This window comes from Pseudomonas sp. BN411, from assembly GCF_029871235.1.
Taxonomy (GTDB): domain Bacteria; phylum Pseudomonadota; class Gammaproteobacteria; order Pseudomonadales; family Pseudomonadaceae; genus Metapseudomonas.
In genome coordinates this window covers 14,785-33,997 of the sequence record NZ_SSOM01000055.1, presented here as the reverse complement: position 1 = coordinate 33,997, position 19,213 = coordinate 14,785, and the positions used below count along the sequence as shown (strand labels likewise).

The window sequence follows — 19,213 nt, the reverse complement described above, 5'->3', positions numbered from 1 at the left end:
GCCTACTCGCTGAGCGCGACCATCGCGCTGCGGGCCCAGCAGGCCTGCACCTGCTGGCCGGGTTGCGGGCGGGCGACGTCCGATTCCTCGCCATTGGGCAGGCTCACTGCCAGGCGTCCGCCACCTTCCAGGTTGAGTTCGTAGCGGCTGCTGGCGCCGAGGTATTGCACGTCGTGCACGGTGCCGCTGACTTGCAGCTCACCATTGCTGGCGCTGCCGAAGCGCACATGCTCCGGGCGCAGGGAGAAGGCCCCGGCCGTGCCGGTGAGGCGCTGGGCGAGATCGCCGTGGAGCACGTTGGCGGTGCCGACGAACTCGGCCACGAAGCGGGTGGTCGGTTTGCGATAGAGGTTCTGCGGGCTGTCCACCTGCTCGATGCGGCCCTTGTTGAACACCGCCACGCGGTCGGACATGGACAGTGCCTCGCCCTGGTCGTGGGTGACGAAGATGAAGGTGATGCCGAGCTGGCGCTGCAGCTTCTTCAGTTCGACCTGCATCTGCTCGCGCAGCTTGAGGTCCAGCGCGCCGAGGGGTTCGTCGAGCAGCAGCACGCGCGGGCGGTTGATCAGCGCGCGGGCCAGGGCCACGCGCTGGCGCTGGCCGCCGGACAGCTGCGCCGGTTTGCGGTCGCCATAGCCGGGCAGGGCAACCATGCCGAGGGCTTCCTCGGCGCGGGCCAGGCGCTCGGCTTTCGCCACACCCTTCACCTTGAGGCCGTAGGCGACGTTGTCGCGCACGTTCATGTGCGGGAACAGGGCGTAGTCCTGGAACACGGTGTTCACGTCGCGCTCGTAGGGCGGCAGGCCAGCGGCCTCTTCGCCGTGGATGCGGATGGAGCCGGAAGTGGGTTGCTCGAAGCCGGCGATCAGGCGCAGACAGGTGGTCTTGCCCGAACCCGAAGGGCCGAGCATGGAGAAGAACTCGCCGTCGCGAATCTCGATGGACACCCGGTCGACTGCCTTCACATCACCGTAGTGGCGGCAGACATCGGTGAACTGGACGGCTGTGGTCATAGGTATGGCTCCGGAGGGCTTTGCTCCCTCTCCCTCCGGGAGAGGGCTGGGGAGAGAGAAGCACCGTGCGTTGCCGAGCTACCCTCATCCGAACGCGGCCCGCCCCGGCCCCTCTCCCAGAGGGAGAGGGGAGGTTGCATCGTGCTACGGGCTGGACTGAGCGAGCGGCCTGAGGGCAAGGCGCCCCGCAGCGAGGCGCGAGACATACCTTCTGGTAGGCAACGCGCCGAGCGAGGACGCAACGCAGCCATCAGGTCGCGCAGCCAGTTCAGCGGCCGCCCATAATCGCGATGTAGTCCTGGGTCCACCGGCTATACGGGACAAACTTCCCGCCCTGGGCTTCCGGAGTTTTCCAGAAGGCGATCTGGTCGAATTGGTCGTAACCATTGGTGGCGCAACCGCTGGCACCGAGGAGTTCGCTGCTGGTGCAGCCCTTGGCGACCACAGGCAGGGAGCCGAACCAGGCAGCGAGGTCACCCTGGACCTTGGGCTGCAGGGACCAGTCCATCCACTTGTAGGCGCAGTTCGGGTGCTTGGCGTCGACGTGCAGCATGGTGGTGTCGGCCCAGCCAGTGACCCCTTCTTTCGGGAACACGGTTTCAACCGGCTGCTTCTCGGCTTTCAGGGTGTTGGCCATGTAGCCCCAGGTGCTGGAGGCGGCCACGCCTTCGTTCTTGAAGTCGCTCATCTGTACCGTCGCGTCGTGCCAGTAGCGGTGCACCAGGCTGTGCTGTTTGCGCAGCAGGTCGAGGGCCGCCGCGTACTGGTCCTCGGTGAGCTGGTACGGGTCCTTGATGCCCAGCTCCGGCCTGGCGCTCCTCAGGTAGAGGGCGGCGTCGGCGATATAGATGGGGCCGTCGTAGGCCTGCACGCGACCCTTGTTCGGCTTGCCGTCGGCCAGTTGCTGGGGTTCGAAGACCACCGCCCAACTGTCCGGCGCCTTCTTGAACAGATTGGTGTTGTACATCAGCAGGTTCGGCCCCCACTGGTACGGCGTGCCGTAGTGCACGCCGTCGACCGTGTGCCAGGGCGCGTCCTGGAGACGTTCGTCGAGGGTTTTCCAATTGGGGATCAGCGCGGTGTTGATCGGCTGCACGCGCTTGCCGAACACCAAACGCAGGGAAGCATCGCCGGAGGCGGTGACCAGGTCGTAGCCGCCCTTGGCCATCAGGCTGACCATCTCGTCGGAGGTGGCGGCGGTCTTCACGTTGACCTTGCAGCCGCTTTCTTTTTCGAACTGGGTGACCCAGTCGTAGTTCTTGTCCGACTCGCCGCGCTCGATGTAGCCGGGCCAGGCAATGATGTCGAGCTGGCCTTCGCCCTGGCCGACCTGCTTCAACGGTTCGGCGGCCTGGGCTGAAGCGGTGAGGCAGGCGCAACTGACGGCGAATGAAAGGAACACGGGTTTGAGCGAAGGCATTATCGACTCCTGTTGTACATGACGTGCGGAGCCTGTTCGGCGGAACTGCATGCCGTCGGCGGTGCGCTGAAAGCGAGCCGAAAAACACGGCCGCTGCTCGCATTGAGCAGCGTAGTTCGGGGCTTTGGGGCTGACAAGGACAGGGGCTGGTGGCGCTTTGCTCTCGCTTTCCTGTGGGGGCGAATTCATTCGCTGACCGGACCGCAGGTTCGGCCTCGGGGGCAACGGCGTTGCCCATAGCGAATGAATTCGCCCCCACAAAACACCGGCCTCCCGTGGTCCGCTCAGTAATGCAGCGTCGCCTCCCCCTTGTGCCAGTTGCAGGGACACAACTCCTCCGTCAACAGGGCATCGAGCAGGCGCAGGGTTTCCTGCGGATTGCGGCCCACCAGCAGGTCGTTCACCGAGACATGCCGGATGACGTTGTCCGGATCGATGATGAAGGTCGCGCGCAGGGCAACGCCTTCGCGCCGATCGATAATGCCGAGGGCGCCGGCCAGTTCGTGCTTGATGTCTGCCAGCCAGGGGAAACTCTGCCCTTTCAGGTCCTTGTGGTCACGTCGCCACGCGAGGTGGACGAACTCGCTGTCGGTGGAGGCGCCAATCAGCAGGGTGTCGCGGTCGTTGAATTGCTCCAGCAGGTCACCGAATGCCTTGATCTCGGTCGGGCAGACGAAGGTGAAATCCTTGGGCCAGAAGAACAGCACTTTCCACTTGCCGAGATAGCTGTCCTGGTTGACCCGCTTGAACGCGTGCTCAGGGCTGGCCGCGTGTTCCGAGTCGTGGTCCACCGCCAGCATGTCGAATGCCGGCAGCTTGTCTCCAATGGTGAGCATGGCAGGGGTGCTCCGGGGCAGGGGGAGGCATCGGATAGGGCAAGTATGGAAGGCTCCCGTGACCTTGGAAAATGTGGCCGGGCTATGCCGTCCATAGCGGGACGCTCATGACCGTAGGTCGGCGCGATTGCGGCCGTTTCAAAATCGCAACATATGCATAGAACAATCGGACCCTAGGGGCTTTGCGTGCCCGGACTAGACTGTCTGATCCAGGGAAGCTGGTGCCCCCGGCGTGACCAGGTTGAACACCCCACCGCTGTAATCCGTCAAACCCGGTACCGCCGCCTAATAGGGCGAGCTGGTCAGTTCCGCTTAGCGGGCTGCACCAGTCTGGGGCGCGATGACTGTGCGTGTGCTGCAAGTTGTTGAAATACATACGGTTGTTGCGATGGCACGGGGCTTGCGATGGCGTAGAAGCCCGTGGCGACAAGGAGTTAGGCATGTCCCGCACCTTTTATGACGAGATGTATGACGCGAGTGGCGAATGCCGTCCGCACTACCGGGAATTCGCACGCTGGCTGGCGGACACGCCCCAGGAGTCGCTTGCTCAGCGGCGTCGCGAGGCCGACCTGCTGTTCCATCGCGCCGGTATCACCTTCACCCTCTATGGCGACGAACAGGGCACCGAGCGCCTGATCCCCTTCGACACCATTCCCCGCGCCATCCCCATGAGCGAGTGGCGAGTGGTTGAGAAGGGCTGCATCCAGCGCGTCAAGGCGCTGAACATGTTCCTCGCCGACCTCTATCACAGCCAGCGGATCATCAAGGCCGGGATCATTCCCGCCGAACAGGTGCTGGCCAACGAGGGCTACCAGATCGCCATGCAGGGCCTCGACCTGCACCGCGATATCTACGCCCACATCGCCGGGGTGGACCTGGTGCGCGATGGCGATGGCACCTACTACGTGCTGGAAGACAACCTGCGCACGCCCAGCGGCGTCAGCTACATGCTCGAAGACCGCAAGATGATGATGCGGCTGTTCCCCGAGCTCTTCGCCGCCCAGCGCGTCGCCCCCATCGATCACTACCCGAACCTGCTGCTGGACACGCTGAAAAGCTCCAGCCCGCTGGACAACCCCAGCGTGGTGGTCCTGACCCCGGGGCGCTTCAACAGCGCCTATTTCGAACACGCCTTCCTCGCCCGCGAGATGGGCGTGGAGCTGGTGGAAGGGGCCGACCTGTTCGTCCGTGACGACCGCGTGTTCATGCGCACCACGGCGGGACCGCAGCCGGTGGACGTGATCTACCGCCGATTGGACGACGCCTTCCTCGACCCGCTGGCCTTCAACCCGGAATCCATGCTCGGCGTGCCCGGCCTGCTGGCCGCCTACCGCTCCGGCAACGTGGTGCTGGCCAACGCCATCGGCACCGGCGTGGCAGACGACAAGTCGATCTACCCCTACGTCGGCGACATGATCCGTTTCTATCTGGACGAGGAACCCATCCTGAAGAACGTGCCCACCTGGCAATGCCGCAAGCCTGAAGAACTCTCCCACGTGCTGGCCAACCTGCCCGAGCTGGTGGTCAAGGAAACCCAGGGTTCCGGCGGCTACGGCATGCTGGTGGGGCCGGCGGCCAGCGCCAAGGAGATCGAAACCTTCCGCGAGCGCCTCAAGGCCCGCCCCGAGGCCTACATCGCCCAGCCCACGCTGTGCCTGTCCACCTGCCCGACCTTCGTCGATAAGGGCATCGCCCCGCGCCACATCGACCTGCGGCCCTTCGTGCTCTCCGGCCGGGAAACCCGCCTGGTGCCCGGCGGCCTGACCCGCGTGGCGCTGCGTGAAGGCTCCCTGGTGGTGAACTCGTCCCAGGGCGGCGGTACCAAGGACACCTGGATCGTGGAGGACTGAGCATGCTGAGCAGAACTGCCTCCGAGCTTTACTGGATGTCGCGTTACCTGGAGCGCGCGGAGAACCTGGCGCGCATGCTGGACGTCAGCTACTCGCTGTCGCTGATGCCCCAGGACGGGCGCGGCGATGGCCTGGACGAGTTGGCCATGTCGCTGCTCAGCACCGGCACCCTGGAGCTGTACCAGGAGCGTCACGGCGAGCTGAACGCGGCGCGCATGCTGCACTTCTTCGCGCTCGACGCCGACAACCAGGCGAGCATCTTCAGCTGCCTGCGCGCCGCGCGTATCAATGCCCATGCCGTGCGCGGTCGGATCACCGCCGACATCTGGGAGAACATCAATGCCACCTGGCTGGAGATGCTGAACATCTCCAGCGAAGGGCTAGGCCGTTACGGAATCAGCCGTTTCTGCGAGTGGGTGAAAGAGCGCTCGCACCTGTTCCGTGGCGCCACCTACGGCACCATCATGCGTGGCGAGGCCTACAGCTTCATCCGCCTGGGCACCTTCATCGAGCGGGCGGACAACACCTTGCGCCTGCTGGACTCGCGCTACGAGATGTTTGGCGAAGAGTCGGAGGAGGTCAGCGACCTCTCCGCACGCGGCTATTACCAGTGGAGCGCCTTGCTTCGCGCCCTGTCTTCCTTCGAGGCCTACACCGAGGTCTACCGGGGTTCCCCGGATGCCCGCCAGATATCCGAACTCCTGCTGCTGCGCGCTGATGTACCGCGTTCGCTGCGGGCCTGCATGGAAGAGTTGAACCACATCCTTTCCCACCTGCCGGGCGATAACGGCCGCCCGGCCCAGCGTCTGGCCGCCGAGCTGGACGCGCGGCTGCGCTACACCGCCATCGACGAGATCCTCGACGAAGGCCTGCATACCTGGCTCACCGATTTCATCCTGCTGGTCCGGCAACTTGCCCGTGCCATCCATAGCTCGTATCTGGAGGCTGTATGAAACTGTCCATCCGCCACGACACCACCTACCGCTACGACGACCAGGTCCGCGCCAGCATCCAGTACCTGCGCCTGACACCCCAGGAAAGCGAACGCCAGCATGTGCTCAGCTGGCAGCTCACGCTGCCGCATCCGGTGCGCGCGCAGGTCGACCCCTTCGGCAACATCCTTCATGTGCTGACCCTGGACGAGCCCCATGACGCCATCGTCATCAGCGCCCGTGGCCAGGTGGAGATCGACGAGCGGCGCGAAGCCGAGCACGACAAGCATTCGGCCCTGCCGTTCCTGCGCTTCACCCGCCTGACCACCGCCGACGAGGCCCTGCGCGAGTTCGCCGCCCTTCAATGCGGTAGCCGTCGGGACCGCAGCGGATTGATCGAACTGATGGAAGCCCTGCATGAGCAGATGCCCTTCAAGAGGGGCGTGACGCGCCTCGACAGCACGGCCGCGGAGGCCTTTGCCGGCCGCGCTGGTGTCTGCCAGGACCATACCCACGCTTTCCTCGCCTGCGCCCGCAGCCTGGGCGTGCCGGCGCGCTTTGTGTCGGGCTACCTCTACCAGGGCAATGACCAGAACCTGGCCAGCCACGCCTGGGCCGAGGCCTGGCTGGGCGATGCCTGGTACAGCTTCGACGTGACCAACAATCTGTCCCGTCCTGAGCGTCACCTGAAGCTGGCGGTGGGCCTGGATTACCTCGACGCCTGCCCGGTGCGCGGCATGCGCCGGGGCGGTGGTGGTGAACAGATGCACGCGAAGGTGGATGCGCCGCCGCTGATGTTGGTGCAGACGCAGTAACGCGACTTTCCAGGCTTTCCCCAGCGCCGGCCGCCCCTTACTGCCAGCCCGCAAGGGCAGGTGGCCGGACTTACGACGGAGAGAGCCTCAACAAGGAGAACCGGCATGACCTATTGCGTCGCGATGCACCTGGCCGACGGCCTGGTGTTCGTGTCCGACTCGCGCACCAATGCGGGCATCGACCACATCGCCACCTTCCGCAAGCTCTACTCTTTCGGCGTCACGGGGGAGCGGCTGATCGTGCTGCAGAGCGCTGGCAACCTGGCGACCTCGCAGTCGGTGGTGAACCTGCTCAAGCAGCGCCTGAACGGCCCCAAGCCGAACCTGCACAACGTGCCAACCCTCTACGACGCCACCGCGCTGGTGGCCGAGACCATTCGTGAGGTGATCGCCCGCGACGGCGCACCGCTGGCCGGCAATACCGACCTGACCTGCTCCTTCCTGGTGGGCGGGCAGATCGCCGGCAATCCGCCGGATCTCTACAGCATCTACCCCCAGGGCAACTTCATTCAGGCCACCGTGGACACACCCTTCCTGCAACTGGGGGAGAGCAAGTACGGCAAGCCGATCCTCGACCGCAACCTGGAGTTCGACACCAGCCTGGAAGAGGGCCTGCGCTGTGCCCTGGTGTCGTTCGATTCCACCATCCGAAGCAACCTGTCGGTGGGGATGCCGCTGGACCTGCTGGTCTATCACCGCGACAGCCTGATCCTGCCGGCCGGCTACCGGGTGACGGAGGAAGACAAGTACTTCGCCGACATCCGCCGCCAATGGGCCGAAGGGCTGCAGGAGCTGATCGGCGAACTGCCGCCGCCGCCGGTGGAGTACAACGTGTAGAGCGCGAGCCGGGTTGGAACTCCAGGTGGAACGGCCAGCCCCCTCTCCCACTTGTGGGAGAGGGTTGGGGTGAGGGCAGGTGGGCAATGCAGGGAGTTTGAGGGGGAGACCTTCGGCCTCCTTGGCGATTGAAATCGCCCCCACAGTTGGTCCGTGGCACGGCCCGCTCCCTCTCCCACTTGTGGGAGAGGGTTGGGGTGAGGGCAGGTGGGTGATGCAGGGAGTTTGAAGGGGAGCCCTTCGGCCTCCTTGGCGATTGAAATCGCCCCCACAGTTGGTCCGTGGCACGGCCAGCCCCCTCTCCCTCTGGGAGAGGGTTGGGGTGAGGGCCGGTGGGCAATGCAGGGAGTTTGAGGGGAGACCTTCGGCCTCCTTGGCGATTGAAATCGCCCCCACAGGGCTGGGATTTCAGCTAGCTAGGGCGCCACCTTCCTCCCCGCCATGTGCTTCAGGTAGCCGATCAGCTGCCCCAATTCTTCATCGGTAATGGCTTCCTTCGAGAACCCCGGCATCTTGCCCTCGGGCCAGCGGCGCAGGCTTTGCGGGTCGCGGATGTAGCGCGGGAGGAAGTCGCCGGCGAGGTATTCGGTTGGGTTGTGGGGGATGTTCAGGTCCGGCCCGAACTGGGCGTCGCCTGCGCCATTGAGTCGGTGACAGGCCAGGCAGTTCTTCTGGAATTGGGCGAAGCCGGCCTTGACCTCGGCATTGGCGTCGTTGGCCGGGAGCAAGGCCGGAAAGCGTTCAGTCACCGAGGGTAGGTAGCGGATGCGCGCCACCTGGTAGGGCCATTGTTCCGGGCCGATGCGGGCGGCCTTGGGGTCGGTCCAGACCAGGTAGAAGGGGCCCGCGCTGGGCTTCCCGGCAGCGAGCGGAGGCCAGGGGCTGGCCGGGTCTTCGATGGCCAGCCAGGCCTGGGAGCCCTTCGTGGCCAGCAGCGGGGCAGCGGTGAGTTCGGCGGCAAAGCCGTCCAGGGCCACGGCCTGCAGATGCTGCTCCGGCGTCACGCCATCCAGCAGTGCGGCGAGGGGGATGGCGCGATAGCGCATGGTCTTCTTGTAGGAGACGTCGTCCGGGATGGTCACCTCCCTGGCCTGAGGGTGGGCGAGCAGGGCGCCGGTTTCCCAGGTGCGGGAGCCGCCGGGCAGGTCCAGGGTCAGCTCGGCGGCTTGGAGTGGGGGAAAGCAGAACAGCAGTGCGAGCAGCGCATTGCGCATCGATCAGTCCTTGTGAAGTGCGGTTTTCAGGTCCAGGTAGCCGCCGCCATTGATCACTCGACTGTAGCCCAGGCCCTGCAGGGTGTCCTGGGCGATGCTGGAGCGACGGCCGCTGCGGCAGTAGACGACTATAGGCGTGTTCTTGTCCGGGGCGACTTCGGCGATTCGCTGGCCGATCTCTTCAAAGCCGATATTGCGCGCACCAGGAATGGCGCCCTGGGCGATTTCTTCCGGGGTGCGTACATCGATGAGGACGGCATTGGGCTGTTGCATGGCCTGGACGGCGGCAACCTGGTCGGTATCGCCGGCAGCGACGGGCAGGCTCAGGGAGAGGGCAAGAACAGCGAGGAGGTTTCGCATTATGGCGGCTCCTTCTAAAGCGTGTCCGGGCAAGCTATCACAATTGCCCGAGGGGGGCGCAGGCCGTTAGGATCGCGGCTTTCCGTCATTGTCAGAGCTCTGTTTCGGAGCCCGTTCAGGGCACCTGCAGCTCTTAAGGAGTGGCCGTGCTGGCCGAGTTGTTCGCAGTCATGGCGCCGGTGCTCATCGCCGCCGGCCTAGGTTACGGTTGGGCGCGTTCGGGGCAGCCCTATCCCACGGAGTTCATCGCGCGCCTGGTGCTGAACATCGGCACGCCGAGCCTCGTGCTCTCCACCCTGAGCCGCACCGAGATCGACCGCCATGCCTTCGGCCAACTGGCGATCGCCTGTCTGCTGGTCATGCTGGCCATGGGGCTGGTCGGCATCCTGTTCAGCCGGGTGTTCCGCCAGGACTGGCGCATCCTCGTGCCGGCCTACCTGTTCCCCAACTCCGGCAACATGGGCCTGCCGATTGCCCTCTACGCCTTCGGCGAGAAGGGGCTGGCGCTGGCGGTGGCCTTCTTCCTGGTGTTGTCGGTCGGGCACTTCAGCCTGGGCCTGCTGCTTTCCGGCACCGAGCGTTCGCCGAAGAAGCTCCTGGCCAACCCCATCATCATCAGCCTGGCGCTGGCATTGCCGCTGGTGATCTGGGACCTCCACCTGCCGCTCTGGCTGGCCAACACCATCAGCCTGCTGGGCGGGATGACCATTCCGCTGATGCTGCTGACCCTTGGCGTGTCCCTGGCCAGCATTCGCGTGCATCACCTGGGCAACGGCATGCTCCTGGGAGCGCTGCGGATCCTCTGCGGTGCCGCCATCGGCTGGCTGGTGGGCTGGGCGCTCGGCCTGTCGCCGCTGGCCCAGGGCGTGCTGGTGATGCAGTCGTCCATGCCGGTTGCGGTGTTCAACTACCTGTTTGCAGTGCGCGCGGGTCGTTCGCCGGAGGCGGTGGCGAGCCTGGTGATGTGCTCGACGCTGCTGTCCTTCGCGTTGATTCCGCTGCTGCTGGCATGGTGGCTACCCGCGCTGCGTTGACCGCAATGGCGGTACGCAGCACAGGACGACCAGTTGACGGGTGACGATCAGCTGACCAGTCGGGTCAGGTTGGGAAGGATGAGAATGACGGTGGTGGCAAAGACGATCAGGCTCGCTTGCCGCATTTTCGGCTGCTTGAACATGGCCAACTGCCTTTGTTGTTGTTGGAGGCGCGTCGGTCAGGGCTCCCTACGGCCGGCCCGGAACCTCACCTTCCCCCGTGGCTTTTGACGAAATGCCACCCCGGCAAATCCCGGCGGTGGCTGCATACATTTCAAACTCTAGGGCCGGCATCACATTGCGCTTATATCGGTTGGTAACTAGCGCGAGGGTATTAGTAATGCCCGGTTATTGAGCGTGTCTGATGGCCATTGACCAGCCCCGAAGCCAGACACATCCCTTTCGCCTTGGCCAGCAACTGGCCATCAACTGACCGTTCGTCTGAGCGCAGCGGTCAATGGGGCTGAGCATTTCCGTCATTGAGCACTTGGCCTATAGCGATAAGGTAGCCACAGCCTGCCGGGACTCCGGTGGTCCACGTACAAGAACAACAGGCACCAGCGGTGCCGCCTAGCTGCCTCAAGAGGACGCCATGACCGAAGCATTCATTTTCGACGCGGTGCGCACGCCCCGCGGCAAGGGCAAGAAGGACGGCGCTCTGCACAGCGTCAAGCCGGTCAACCTGATCGCCGGGCTGCTGCGCGCTCTGGCCGAACGCAATGACCTGGACACCAGCCAGGTGGACGACATCGTCCTCGGCTGCGTGACCCCGGTGGGTGATCAGGGCGCCGATATTGCCAAGACCGCCGCGCTGGTGGCCGACTGGGACGAGACCGTTTCCGGCCAGCAGATCAACCGATTCTGCGCATCGGGCCTGGAAGCGGTAAACCTGGCGGCGATGAAGGTGCGTTCCGGTTTCGAGGACCTGGTGGTGGCCGGTGGCGTGGAGTCCATGTCCCGCGTGCCCATGGGCTCCGACGGTGGCGCCTGGGCCATGGACCCGGAAACCAACTTCCACACCAGCTTCGTGCCCCAGGGTATCGGTGCCGACCTGATTGCCACCCTGGAGGGTTTCAGCCGCGCGGATGTCGACGCCTTCGCCCTGCGCTCCCAGCAGAAGGCCGCCAGTGCCCGTGCCAATGGCGCCTTCAAGAAGTCCCTGGTGCCGGTTACTGATCAGAACGGCATCGTCCTGCTCGACCACGACGAGTTCATCCGCGCCGACTCCACCCTCGAAGGCCTGGGCGCGCTCAAGGCCAGCTTCGAGATGATGGGCCAGATGGGCTTCGACGCCACCGCCCTGCGCAAGTACAGCCAGGTCGAGCGCATTGAGCACGTGCACACGCCCGGCAACAGCTCCGGCATCGTCGACGGCGCGGCCGCCATGCTCATTGGCTCCGCCGCCAAGGGCAGGGAACTGGGCCTGAAGCCTCGCGCGCGCATCGTTGCCACGGCGGTGACCAGCACCGATCCGACCATCATGCTCACCGGGCCGGCGCCGGCCACCCGCAAGGCCCTGGCCAAGGCCGGCCTGAGCGTGGCGGACATCGACCTGTTCGAGGTCAACGAAGCCTTCGCCTCGGTGGTGATGAAGTTCATGAAGGACATGGGCGTGCCGGAAGAGAAGGTCAACGTCAACGGCGGCTCCATTGCCATGGGCCATCCGCTGGGCGCCACCGGCTGCGCCATCCTCGGCACCCTGCTGGATGAGCTGGAGGCGCGCAACCTGCGCTACGGCCTGGCGACGCTCTGTGTCGGCGGCGGCATGGGTATCGCCACCATCATCGAACGAATCTGATCCGTCTATGGCTGCGAATGGGACATAAGAAATGACAGACGCCATCCGTTACGAAAAAGGCCAGGACAACATCGTCGTCCTGACCATGGACATGCCCGGCCAGAGCGCCAACACCATGAATGCGGTGTACCGCGAGGCCATGGCCAAGACCGTCGGACGCCTCGAAGCCGAGAAGGACAGCATCGCCGGCGTGATTATCACCTCGGCCAAGAAGACCTTCTTTGCCGGCGGCGACCTCAATGAGCTGATCAGGGTCACCAAGGCCGAAGCCAACGCCTTCTACCAGATGGTGCTGGGCCTCAAGGGCCAGTTGCGCCGCCTGGAAACCCTCGGCAAACCGGTGGTGGCCGCGATTAATGGCGCTGCGCTGGGTGGCGGTTGGGAAATCTGCCTGGCCTGCCATCACCGCATCGCCCTGAATGACAGCAGCGTGCAGCTCGGCCTGCCGGAAGTGACCCTCGGCCTGCTGCCGGGCGGTGGCGGCGTGGTGCGCATGGTGCGCCTGCTGGGTATCGAGAAGGTGCTGCCGTACCTCGCCGAAGGTCGCAAGGTGCGTCCGGAGCAGGCCCTCAAGGCTGGACTGATCCACGACCTGGCGCAGTCGCCGGAGGAGATGCTGGCCAAGGCCCGCGCCTGGATCGTCGCCAACCCCAAGGCGGCGCAACCCTGGGACACCCCCGGCTACAAGATTCCCGGCGGCACTCCGTCCAGCCCCGCCGTGGCGCAGATGCTGGCCATCGCGCCGAGCGTGTTGCGTGACAAGACCAAGGGCTGCTTCCCGGCGCCGGAGAAGATCATGTGCGCCGCCGTTGAAGGCGCTCAGGTGGACTTCGACACCGCCCAGTTGATCGAGGCGCGCTACTTCACCGAGCTGACCACGGGCCAGGTGGCCAAGAACATGATCGGCACCTTCTGGTTCCAGCTGAACGAGATCAATGCCGGTAGCTCCCGTCCCAAGGGCCCGGCGCCTTACGTGACGAAGAAAGTGGGCGTGCTCGGCGCCGGCATGATGGGCGCGGGCATTGCCTACGTTTCCGCCATTGCCGGTATCGAGGTGGTGCTGAAGGATGTGTCGGTCGAGGCGGCCGAGAAGGGCAAGGCCTATACCCAGGGCCTGCTCGACCAGCTTGTCAGCCGTGGACATATGGCCGCCGAGAAGCGCGATGCCATCCTCGCCCGCATCAAACCGACGGCCAGCGACACTGACTTCGACGGCTGCGATCTCATCATCGAAGCCGTGTTCGAGAACCGCGAGCTGAAGGCCAAGGTCAGCGCCGCCGCCGAGGCCAACGCGTTGCCGGATGCGGTGATCGCCTCCAACACCTCGACCCTGCCGATCACCGGCCTGGCCCAGGCGGTGAGCCGTCCGGAGAAGTTCATCGGCCTGCACTTCTTCAGTCCGGTGGACCGCATGCCGCTGGTGGAAATCATCCGTGGCGAGAAGACCTCGGACGAAACCCTGGCCCGTGGCTTCGACTACGTGCTGCAGATCAAGAAGACCCCGATCGTGGTCAACGACAGCCGCGGATTCTTCACCTCCCGCGTATTCGGCACCTTCACCAACGAAGGTATCGCCATGCTGGGTGAAGGCGTATCGGCGGCGATGATCGAGAACGAAACCCGCAAGGCCGGCATGCCGGTGGGGCCGCTGGCGATTTCCGATGAAGTCTCCATGGGCCTGATGACCCACATCCGCAACCAGACCGCCGAGGACCTCAAGGCCGAGGGCAAAGTGATGCCACAGCATCCGGCCTTTGCCGTGATCGATCTGATGGTCAACGAGTACAAGCGGCTGGGCAAAGCGGCGGGCGGCGGCTTCTACGACTACCCGGCGGGCGGCAGGAAGCGCCTCTGGCCGGAGCTGAAGGTGCGCTTCGAGAAGGCCGACCGGCAGATCCCGCAGGAAGACGTGCGCGACCGCATCGTCTTCATCCAGGCCATCGAAACCGTGCGCTGCGTGGAGGAGGGTGTACTCCACTCCGTGGCCGACGCCAATATCGGCTCCATCTTCGGCATCGGCTTCTCCGCGTGGACTGGTGGCGTGCTGCAGTTCATCAACCAGTACGGCCTGCGCGACTTCGTGGCCCGCGCCCGCTACCTGGCCGAGCAGTATGGCGAGCGCTTCGAGCCGCCGGCGCTGCTGCTGGACAAGGCGGCCAGGGACGAACGCTTCTAGCTTCCTGCGGCGCATAAAAAACCGGCTCACTGTGAGCCGGTTTTTTATTTGCGCGCGGCGTGAGTCACGCCTTGGCGAAGCGGCTTTCCAGGTAACGGATGATGTCGTTGGACTCGTACATCCAGCGGCTTTCACCGTTTTCCTCGATGCGCAGGCAGGGCACCTTGATCTTTCCACCACCGGCCAGCAGGGCGGCGCGATGACCTTCATCGTTCTTCGCGTCGCGCAGGGCGATTGGCAGGTTCAGCCGGTGCATGGCGCGGCGGGTCTTCACGCAGAAGGGGCAAGCGTTGAACTGGTAGAGCGCGAGGTTGGCGGTCTCTTCCGCCACCTGGGCTTGCGCCTCGGCGGGGCGACGCAGCTTGCGCGGACGGGTGATGAAGTCGAGGAAGATGATCAACTGGCCCAAGCCGACTCGTAATGCCTTGATGAACACTGCTGCGTTCCCTTGAGTGAAAAACGGGGCGGCAGTCTACCGGAAGTTGACGGGTACGACGGAATTTAACGCCAGATGGTTGTTGCCACTCGTGGCCCGTTTGTCGCTCAGGTGGTTGTCCCCAAGGCGCCGTTGAGGGTCTCGCCATGGCGATTCAGTGGTTGCATCTCAACCCATCCAGACGCAGGTGCCCTTGTCCAGGCACTCCAGCATGAAGGGCTTGGGTACTTGCGGCAGGTTGCGCTGCGGTGGGTTGCTGGAATGGCCGCGCAGGGACAGTTCAGTGGTGATGCCGCGGCTGATGTTGTGGTTGGCCTCGATGTTCTTGGCGACCGCACCCACCGAGCCATGGGCGCAGCCGATCAGCGAGAAGCCGTTGGTCATGACAGCCAGGGCGGTGAGGAAATAGAGCCGGTTCCGTTGCTGCTTCATCGTCGTGATCGCCTGTTCCTGTCATCAGCCCTGGTGTCTGCCACTCGGCTTCCTCTGGCTTGCCAGCAGCACCGGAATGCTCTGGCTCAGCTGCTGGTAGAAGCTCACCGATGCGTCCGTGGGGCTGACGCCGATGCGTCCGCGCTCGTAACCGAGGCTGACCGCGAGGACCACCATCACCACGACGAAATACAGGCCGAGGCTGGCGAGGGCACCGTTGCGTGCGTACTTGATGGTGGGGTTGCTCATGACTGGACTCCGCGACCGGGGGGACTTGGGATGGGCGTAGAGTCGCGAAAATCGTTTCGATGAAAAAACGACCTTCAAGCATGGTAACTATCGATGGAACCAATAGTTCCCCGAGGCGCCGTCAATTTTACTTGACGTGCTCGGGAAGCCCCGCGCTAGAGCGGTGTGGCCTCGCGGGTTCCGAGGGGGAGCAAGGAGGGCTGGAGCAGTCTATCGGCCCGTTAGGCGCAGGCTATGGAGAGGTAGACCAGACGGTATTTCAATCACACCGTCACTGTGTTAAATAAAACGCACATTTCCCCCACATAGAGCCTCTCTGCATTTCAGGAACCATGAGCTAATGCCACTTCGCATCTGCATTCTCGAAACTGACATTCTCCGCCCCGAACTGATCGACCAGTACAAGGGCTACGGCCTTATGTTCGAACAGCTGTTCGCCAAGCAACCGATTGCCGCGGAGTTCAGTGTCTACAACGTGGTGCAGGGGCATTACCCGCCTGAGGGCGAAAAGTTCGACGCGTACCTGGTAACCGGCAGCAAGGCCGACTCCTTCGGGACCGACCCCTGGATCCTGAAGCTCAAGGAGTTCCTGCTGGCGCGCTACGAGGCCGGTGACAAGCTGCTGGGCGTGTGCTTCGGCCATCAGCTGCTTGCCCTCTTGCTGGGCGGGCGTACCGAGCGCGCAACCCAAGGCTGGGGCGTCGGTACTCACAGCTACCAGCTGAAACAGAAGCCGGAATGGATGACTCCTGCGCTGGACGATCTGACGCTGCTGATCAGCCATCAGGACCAGGTCACCCAGCTGCCCGAGAACGCCACGCTGCTGGCGGCCAGTGATTTCTGCCCGAATGCGGCTTACGCCGTTGGCGATCAGGTGCTGTGCTTCCAGGGGCATCCGGAGTTCGTCGCTGACTACTCCCGCGCAATCCTGGACCTGCGCCACGACTTCCTGGGCGATGAAGTCTACAAACAGGGCGTGAGCAGCCTGGACCGTGACCACCAGGGCGCCGCCGTTGCCGAGTGGATGATGCGTTTCATCGCCCGCGACCGCGCCGCCTGATCCTCGCTTCACCCATGAAAAAGCCCGCCATATGGCGGGCTTTTTTGTTGGGCCTGATCCGGCTTGGCAACGCGTCGCCTTACAGCCATCCGTAGTGTTTGAAACTTGCATAGAGCGCGGTGCAGCCCGTCGCTACCACCCCCAGCACCCCGTAGTAGCCGTAGTGCCAGGTCAGCTCCGGCATGTACTGGAAGTTCATCCCGTAGATGCCGGCAATGGCCGTGGGGAAGGCGAGGATGGCGGCCCACGCAGCGAACTTGCGCTGTACCACGCTTTGTCGCGAAGACTCCAGCAGGAGGCCGATCTCGATGGCGTGGTCGGCCATTTCGCGCAGGCCGGTGAGGTCTTCCAGCAGGCGTTTGACGTGAATGGCGATGTCGCGGAAGTAAGGTCGCATGTGCTTGTCGATGAAGGGGAAGTCCAGGCGCTGCAGCTCTTCGCAGATTTCCCCCATGGGGCCGATGTAGCGGCGCAGGCGCAGCAGGTCACGGCGCAGGCAATGGATGCGTTCGACGTCGGCCTTGCCCAGCGGACGTTCCAGTACGGCCTGCTCGATTTCCTCCAACTCCGAATGGAAGCTGTCCATCAACGGCCGGTAGTTCTCCATCACGAAGCTGAGCAGCGCGTAGAGAACGAAGTCCTCGCCATGTTCGAGCAGCAGCGGGCGGGCTTCGCAGCGTTGGCGAACACGGGAGTAGGGGGCGGATTCGCCATAGCGGGCGCTGATGATGTAGCCCTTGCCGGCGAACAGCTGGGTCTCGATGAACTGCAGCTCTCCGTTCACCTCGATTGGCGAGTAGACCACCAGGAACAGGGCATCGCCGAAGGTTTCCAGCTTGGGCCGGGTGTGGCGGGTGAGGGCGTCTTCCAGGGCCAACTCGTGCAGGTCGAACTGCCGCTGCAGGTTGCTAAGCTCCTCTGCGCCGGGGTCATGCAGGCCGATCCAGACGAAGTGCCCCGGCTTGCTGGCCCATTGCAGACCTTCATCGAGGGTTATGTCGGTGACTTTCCGGCCTTTGGCGTACACAGCGGCGGCAACGACTCGACCCATGGTTCAGCTGTTCCTTCATCCGTTGTTGGGAAATGTGACGCGGAGATTAACCCGCTTGATCCTCTGAGTCTTGCCGAAGCCCGAGGTTCTGCAATGGCACGTCTAGAGCAATTGCTCTAGATTGTTCACGCCTCCTCGATCGGAACAAGGAGAACAAGGTGACCGAGGCTTTCCGTTTTTCCGCAGGTCGGTTCCATTGCCCTTATCGCGTCTATCGCTCGGCCGTTTCCGGGCCGGTACTGATCCTGCTGCCGGCGCTCGGCGTGGCGGCACGCAAGTACGAGAACTTCGCCCTTGGTCTGGTGGCCGCCGGTAACCACGTGCTGGTGGCGGATTGGCCCGGCCAGGGGGAGAGCGGTCCGCGGCCGAGCCGGCGTCTGGATTACGGTTACCGTGATCTGGTGGATGAGTTCGTGCCGAGCCTGCTGGCGATTGCCCGCGAACACTTCCCACATGGCCGCCTGGTGCTGGTGGGGCACAGTCTTGGCGGGCACGTCGCGACCCTCTTTGCGGCCGCCAACCCGGATGCTGACGTCACGGTGGTGGGCATCGCCTGCGGCAACATCCATTACCGCAACTGGCAAGGCCGGCATCGGCTGCTGACGCCCAGCGTCTCGGTGATCTTCAACCTGCTGACAGCGGTGTTCGGCTACCTGCCGGGCAAGACCATTGGTTTCGGTGGCCATGAAGCGCGCAGCCTCATGCGGGAATGGGGACGGGTAGCCTGGAGCGGCAACTTCGATCACCTCGGGCTGGCGCTGCATCCCGCCTGCTCCAATTCGACGCCCTCCCATTACATCGGCCTGATTGGCGACCCTTTCGCGCCCGAAGCTTCAACCCGGGGGCTGGCGGCGCTGATCCAGGAGCGGCCTTCAGTGCACATGCTGCCGTCGCCAAGACCCGCGTCCGAGAACGCCCATAGCGCCTGGCTGCGCGCGCCGGCAACTGTCGTGGAGGCCGTTGTGAGCGGGTTGGCGCAGTTCTCCAGACAGCCCGCCGCCGGTCAGTCGGCCTGAAATATCTTGTTACGGCCGCTAGTGTTCAGGTGGTAACCCACCACGTGAAACGGGGCCTGTCATGACGCTAAAGAAGTGCTTGTTGGCGGCGGCGATCTGCTCGGTTCTGAGCCTGTCGTTCACCGTCCTGCCGGGTGATCTCTCCAGCGCCTCAAGCGCCTACGCCAGGGATGGGAGCGGTGGAGGAGGTGGCGGCAGCGGCGGGGGCGGTGGAGGCGGCAGCGGAGGCGGAGGTGGCGGCCACGGCGGAGGTGGCGGCCACGGCGGAGGTGGCAGTGGTGGTGGTAGTGGTGGTGGTAGTGGCGGCAGCGGCCACGGTGGCGACGGCGGTGGCCATGGCAGCGGTCATAGCGGAGATGGTGGTGGCCACTCCGGCAACAGCGGTCGCGGCAGCGACCATGGTGACCGTGGAGCGGACGACGGCGCCGACCATGACGTAGGTGAAGCCCATGGCGTTGGCCATGGCGCGGATGACGGACCGGACCATGATGTGGGTGAAGCCCACGGCGTTGGTCATGGCGCGGATGACGGACCGGACCATGATGTGGGTGAAGCCCATGGCGTCGGCCACGGTGCGGACGATGGCGCGGATCACGACGTCGGCGACGATCGCGGCGAGCACGCCGGTGGCGAACCGGGCGACGACAACGGCGGATCCATGTAACCCCGGCCCATGAAAAAAGC

At 64.5% G+C, this 19,213-nt stretch carries 19 protein-coding genes; 9 read left to right on the top strand and 10 right to left on the bottom strand.

What is annotated here, in order from left to right; translation table 11 throughout:
- Positions 1-2: 2 nt before the first annotated feature.
- The 3 genes from E8F06_RS08165 to E8F06_RS08155 form a co-directional block, all read right to left on the bottom strand.
- A complete protein-coding gene (locus tag E8F06_RS08165) occupies positions 3-1,013 on the bottom strand; it encodes an ABC transporter ATP-binding protein (protein WP_280365980.1) in 1,011 nt (336 codons plus the stop codon).
- A 268-nt stretch (positions 1,014-1,281) separates the two neighbouring features.
- The gene (ydcS, locus tag E8F06_RS08160; RefSeq protein ID WP_280365979.1) at positions 1,282-2,433 is read right to left on the bottom strand and encodes a putative ABC transporter substrate-binding protein YdcS; all 1,152 of its coding nucleotides are present in this window, start codon (positions 2,431-2,433) and stop codon (positions 1,282-1,284) included.
- 284 nt (positions 2,434-2,717) lie between these two features.
- Positions 2,718-3,269 carry a peroxiredoxin gene (locus tag E8F06_RS08155; RefSeq protein ID WP_280365976.1) on the bottom strand — a complete coding sequence of 184 codons (552 nt, stop codon included), beginning with the start codon at positions 3,267-3,269 and terminating at the stop codon, positions 2,718-2,720.
- A 440-nt stretch (positions 3,270-3,709) separates the two neighbouring features.
- Here E8F06_RS08155 and E8F06_RS08150 point away from each other — a divergent pair, with 440 nt between their 5' ends.
- The 4 genes from E8F06_RS08150 to E8F06_RS08135 all read left to right on the top strand — a co-directional run bounded on the left by E8F06_RS08150 (position 3,710) and on the right by E8F06_RS08135 (position 7,703).
- Positions 3,710-5,119, top strand: coding sequence for a circularly permuted type 2 ATP-grasp protein (locus E8F06_RS08150; protein ID WP_280365974.1), 1,410 nt, complete (start codon positions 3,710-3,712; stop codon positions 5,117-5,119).
- 2 nt (positions 5,120-5,121) lie between these two features.
- Complete coding sequence (locus tag E8F06_RS08145) at positions 5,122-6,072, top strand: alpha-E domain-containing protein (RefSeq protein ID WP_190828277.1); 951 nt, start codon at positions 5,122-5,124, stop codon at positions 6,070-6,072.
- Positions 6,069-6,866 (top strand): transglutaminase family protein, encoded by a 798-nt coding sequence (locus tag E8F06_RS08140; RefSeq protein ID WP_280365971.1) that lies wholly within the window; start codon positions 6,069-6,071, stop codon positions 6,864-6,866. The genes E8F06_RS08145 and E8F06_RS08140 overlap by 4 nt, the downstream gene beginning before the upstream one ends.
- Before the next feature lie 105 nt (positions 6,867-6,971).
- The gene (locus tag E8F06_RS08135) at positions 6,972-7,703 is read left to right on the top strand and encodes a proteasome-type protease (RefSeq protein ID WP_280365968.1); all 732 of its coding nucleotides are present in this window, start codon (positions 6,972-6,974) and stop codon (positions 7,701-7,703) included.
- A gap of 416 nt (positions 7,704-8,119) precedes the next feature.
- On the opposite strand, the gene E8F06_RS08130 is transcribed toward E8F06_RS08135, so the two are convergent.
- Positions 8,120-8,917, bottom strand: a complete 798-nt coding sequence (locus E8F06_RS08130; protein WP_280365966.1) for a cytochrome c — start codon at positions 8,915-8,917, stop codon at positions 8,120-8,122.
- Positions 8,918-8,920: 3 nt separating this feature from the next.
- On the bottom strand, positions 8,921-9,277 hold the full coding sequence (locus tag E8F06_RS08125) for a rhodanese-like domain-containing protein (RefSeq protein ID WP_280365963.1): 357 nt from the start codon (positions 9,275-9,277) through the stop codon (positions 8,921-8,923).
- Positions 9,278-9,423: 146 nt separating this feature from the next.
- On the opposite strand from E8F06_RS08125, the gene E8F06_RS08120 reads away from it, so the two are divergent.
- The 3 genes from E8F06_RS08120 (at position 9,424) to E8F06_RS08110 (ending at position 14,285) form a co-directional block, all read left to right on the top strand.
- On the top strand, positions 9,424-10,311 hold the full coding sequence (locus tag E8F06_RS08120; protein ID WP_190828268.1) for an AEC family transporter: 888 nt from the start codon (positions 9,424-9,426) through the stop codon (positions 10,309-10,311).
- A gap of 592 nt (positions 10,312-10,903) precedes the next feature.
- A complete protein-coding gene (locus E8F06_RS08115) occupies positions 10,904-12,109 on the top strand; it encodes an acetyl-CoA C-acetyltransferase (protein ID WP_280365959.1) in 1,206 nt (401 codons plus the stop codon).
- Between the two features lie 31 nt (positions 12,110-12,140).
- Positions 12,141-14,285 carry a 3-hydroxyacyl-CoA dehydrogenase NAD-binding domain-containing protein gene (locus E8F06_RS08110; RefSeq protein ID WP_280365957.1) on the top strand — a complete coding sequence of 715 codons (2,145 nt, stop codon included), beginning with the start codon at positions 12,141-12,143 and terminating at the stop codon, positions 14,283-14,285.
- A 64-nt stretch (positions 14,286-14,349) separates the two neighbouring features.
- Here the strand turns inward: E8F06_RS08110 and E8F06_RS08105 are convergent, their stop codons facing one another.
- The 3 genes from E8F06_RS08105 to E8F06_RS08095 all read right to left on the bottom strand — a co-directional run bounded on the left by E8F06_RS08105 (position 14,350) and on the right by E8F06_RS08095 (position 15,402).
- Positions 14,350-14,721: a glutathione S-transferase N-terminal domain-containing protein gene (locus tag E8F06_RS08105; RefSeq protein ID WP_280365955.1), complete on the bottom strand. Its 372-nt coding sequence runs from the start codon at positions 14,719-14,721 to the stop codon at positions 14,350-14,352.
- Positions 14,722-14,889: 168 nt separating this feature from the next.
- Positions 14,890-15,153: a hypothetical protein gene (locus tag E8F06_RS08100; protein WP_280365952.1), complete on the bottom strand. Its 264-nt coding sequence runs from the start codon at positions 15,151-15,153 to the stop codon at positions 14,890-14,892.
- A 24-nt stretch (positions 15,154-15,177) separates the two neighbouring features.
- Entirely contained in the window at positions 15,178-15,402 is a 225-nt protein-coding gene (locus E8F06_RS08095) for a hypothetical protein (protein WP_280365949.1), read from the bottom strand.
- A 340-nt stretch (positions 15,403-15,742) separates the two neighbouring features.
- On the opposite strand from E8F06_RS08095, the gene E8F06_RS08090 reads away from it, so the two are divergent.
- Positions 15,743-16,462 carry an amidotransferase gene (locus E8F06_RS08090; protein WP_280365947.1) on the top strand — a complete coding sequence of 240 codons (720 nt, stop codon included), beginning with the start codon at positions 15,743-15,745 and terminating at the stop codon, positions 16,460-16,462.
- A gap of 79 nt (positions 16,463-16,541) precedes the next feature.
- Here E8F06_RS08090 and E8F06_RS08085 read toward each other — a convergent pair whose 3' ends face one another.
- Complete coding sequence (locus E8F06_RS08085; RefSeq protein WP_280365945.1) at positions 16,542-17,513, bottom strand: magnesium and cobalt transport protein CorA; 972 nt, start codon at positions 17,511-17,513, stop codon at positions 16,542-16,544.
- Between the two features lie 158 nt (positions 17,514-17,671).
- Here E8F06_RS08085 and E8F06_RS08080 point away from each other — a divergent pair, with 158 nt between their 5' ends.
- The gene (locus E8F06_RS08080; RefSeq protein ID WP_280365943.1) at positions 17,672-18,529 is read left to right on the top strand and encodes an alpha/beta fold hydrolase; all 858 of its coding nucleotides are present in this window, start codon (positions 17,672-17,674) and stop codon (positions 18,527-18,529) included.
- A 151-nt stretch (positions 18,530-18,680) separates the two neighbouring features.
- Here the strand turns inward: E8F06_RS08080 and E8F06_RS29335 are convergent, their stop codons facing one another.
- A complete protein-coding gene (locus E8F06_RS29335; protein ID WP_348532248.1) occupies positions 18,681-19,151 on the bottom strand; it encodes a hypothetical protein in 471 nt (156 codons plus the stop codon).
- Positions 19,152-19,213: the final 62 nt, after the last annotated feature.

What these genes read in the sequence shown, in the direction of transcription:
- E8F06_RS08165 (WP_280365980.1), bottom strand. Translation starts at nt 1,013, where the DNA reads ATGACCACAGCCGTCCAGTTCACCGATGTCTGCCGCCACTACGGTGAT.
- ydcS (WP_280365979.1), bottom strand. Translation starts at nt 2,433, where the DNA reads ATGCCTTCGCTCAAACCCGTGTTCCTTTCATTCGCCGTCAGTTGCGCC.
- E8F06_RS08155 (WP_280365976.1), bottom strand. Translation starts at nt 3,269, where the DNA reads ATGCTCACCATTGGAGACAAGCTGCCGGCATTCGACATGCTGGCGGTG.
- E8F06_RS08150 (WP_280365974.1), top strand. Translation starts at nt 3,710, where the DNA reads ATGTCCCGCACCTTTTATGACGAGATGTATGACGCGAGTGGCGAATGC.
- E8F06_RS08145 (WP_190828277.1), top strand. Translation starts at nt 5,122, where the DNA reads ATGCTGAGCAGAACTGCCTCCGAGCTTTACTGGATGTCGCGTTACCTG.
- E8F06_RS08140 (WP_280365971.1), top strand. Translation starts at nt 6,069, where the DNA reads ATGAAACTGTCCATCCGCCACGACACCACCTACCGCTACGACGACCAG.
- E8F06_RS08135 (WP_280365968.1), top strand. Translation starts at nt 6,972, where the DNA reads ATGACCTATTGCGTCGCGATGCACCTGGCCGACGGCCTGGTGTTCGTG.
- E8F06_RS08130 (WP_280365966.1), bottom strand. Translation starts at nt 8,917, where the DNA reads ATGCGCAATGCGCTGCTCGCACTGCTGTTCTGCTTTCCCCCACTCCAA.
- E8F06_RS08125 (WP_280365963.1), bottom strand. Translation starts at nt 9,277, where the DNA reads ATGCGAAACCTCCTCGCTGTTCTTGCCCTCTCCCTGAGCCTGCCCGTC.
- E8F06_RS08115 (WP_280365959.1), top strand. Translation starts at nt 10,904, where the DNA reads ATGACCGAAGCATTCATTTTCGACGCGGTGCGCACGCCCCGCGGCAAG.
- E8F06_RS08110 (WP_280365957.1), top strand. Translation starts at nt 12,141, where the DNA reads ATGACAGACGCCATCCGTTACGAAAAAGGCCAGGACAACATCGTCGTC.
- E8F06_RS08100 (WP_280365952.1), bottom strand. Translation starts at nt 15,153, where the DNA reads ATGAAGCAGCAACGGAACCGGCTCTATTTCCTCACCGCCCTGGCTGTC.
- E8F06_RS08095 (WP_280365949.1), bottom strand. Translation starts at nt 15,402, where the DNA reads ATGAGCAACCCCACCATCAAGTACGCACGCAACGGTGCCCTCGCCAGC.
- E8F06_RS08090 (WP_280365947.1), top strand. Translation starts at nt 15,743, where the DNA reads ATGCCACTTCGCATCTGCATTCTCGAAACTGACATTCTCCGCCCCGAA.
- E8F06_RS08085 (WP_280365945.1), bottom strand. Translation starts at nt 17,513, where the DNA reads ATGGGTCGAGTCGTTGCCGCCGCTGTGTACGCCAAAGGCCGGAAAGTC.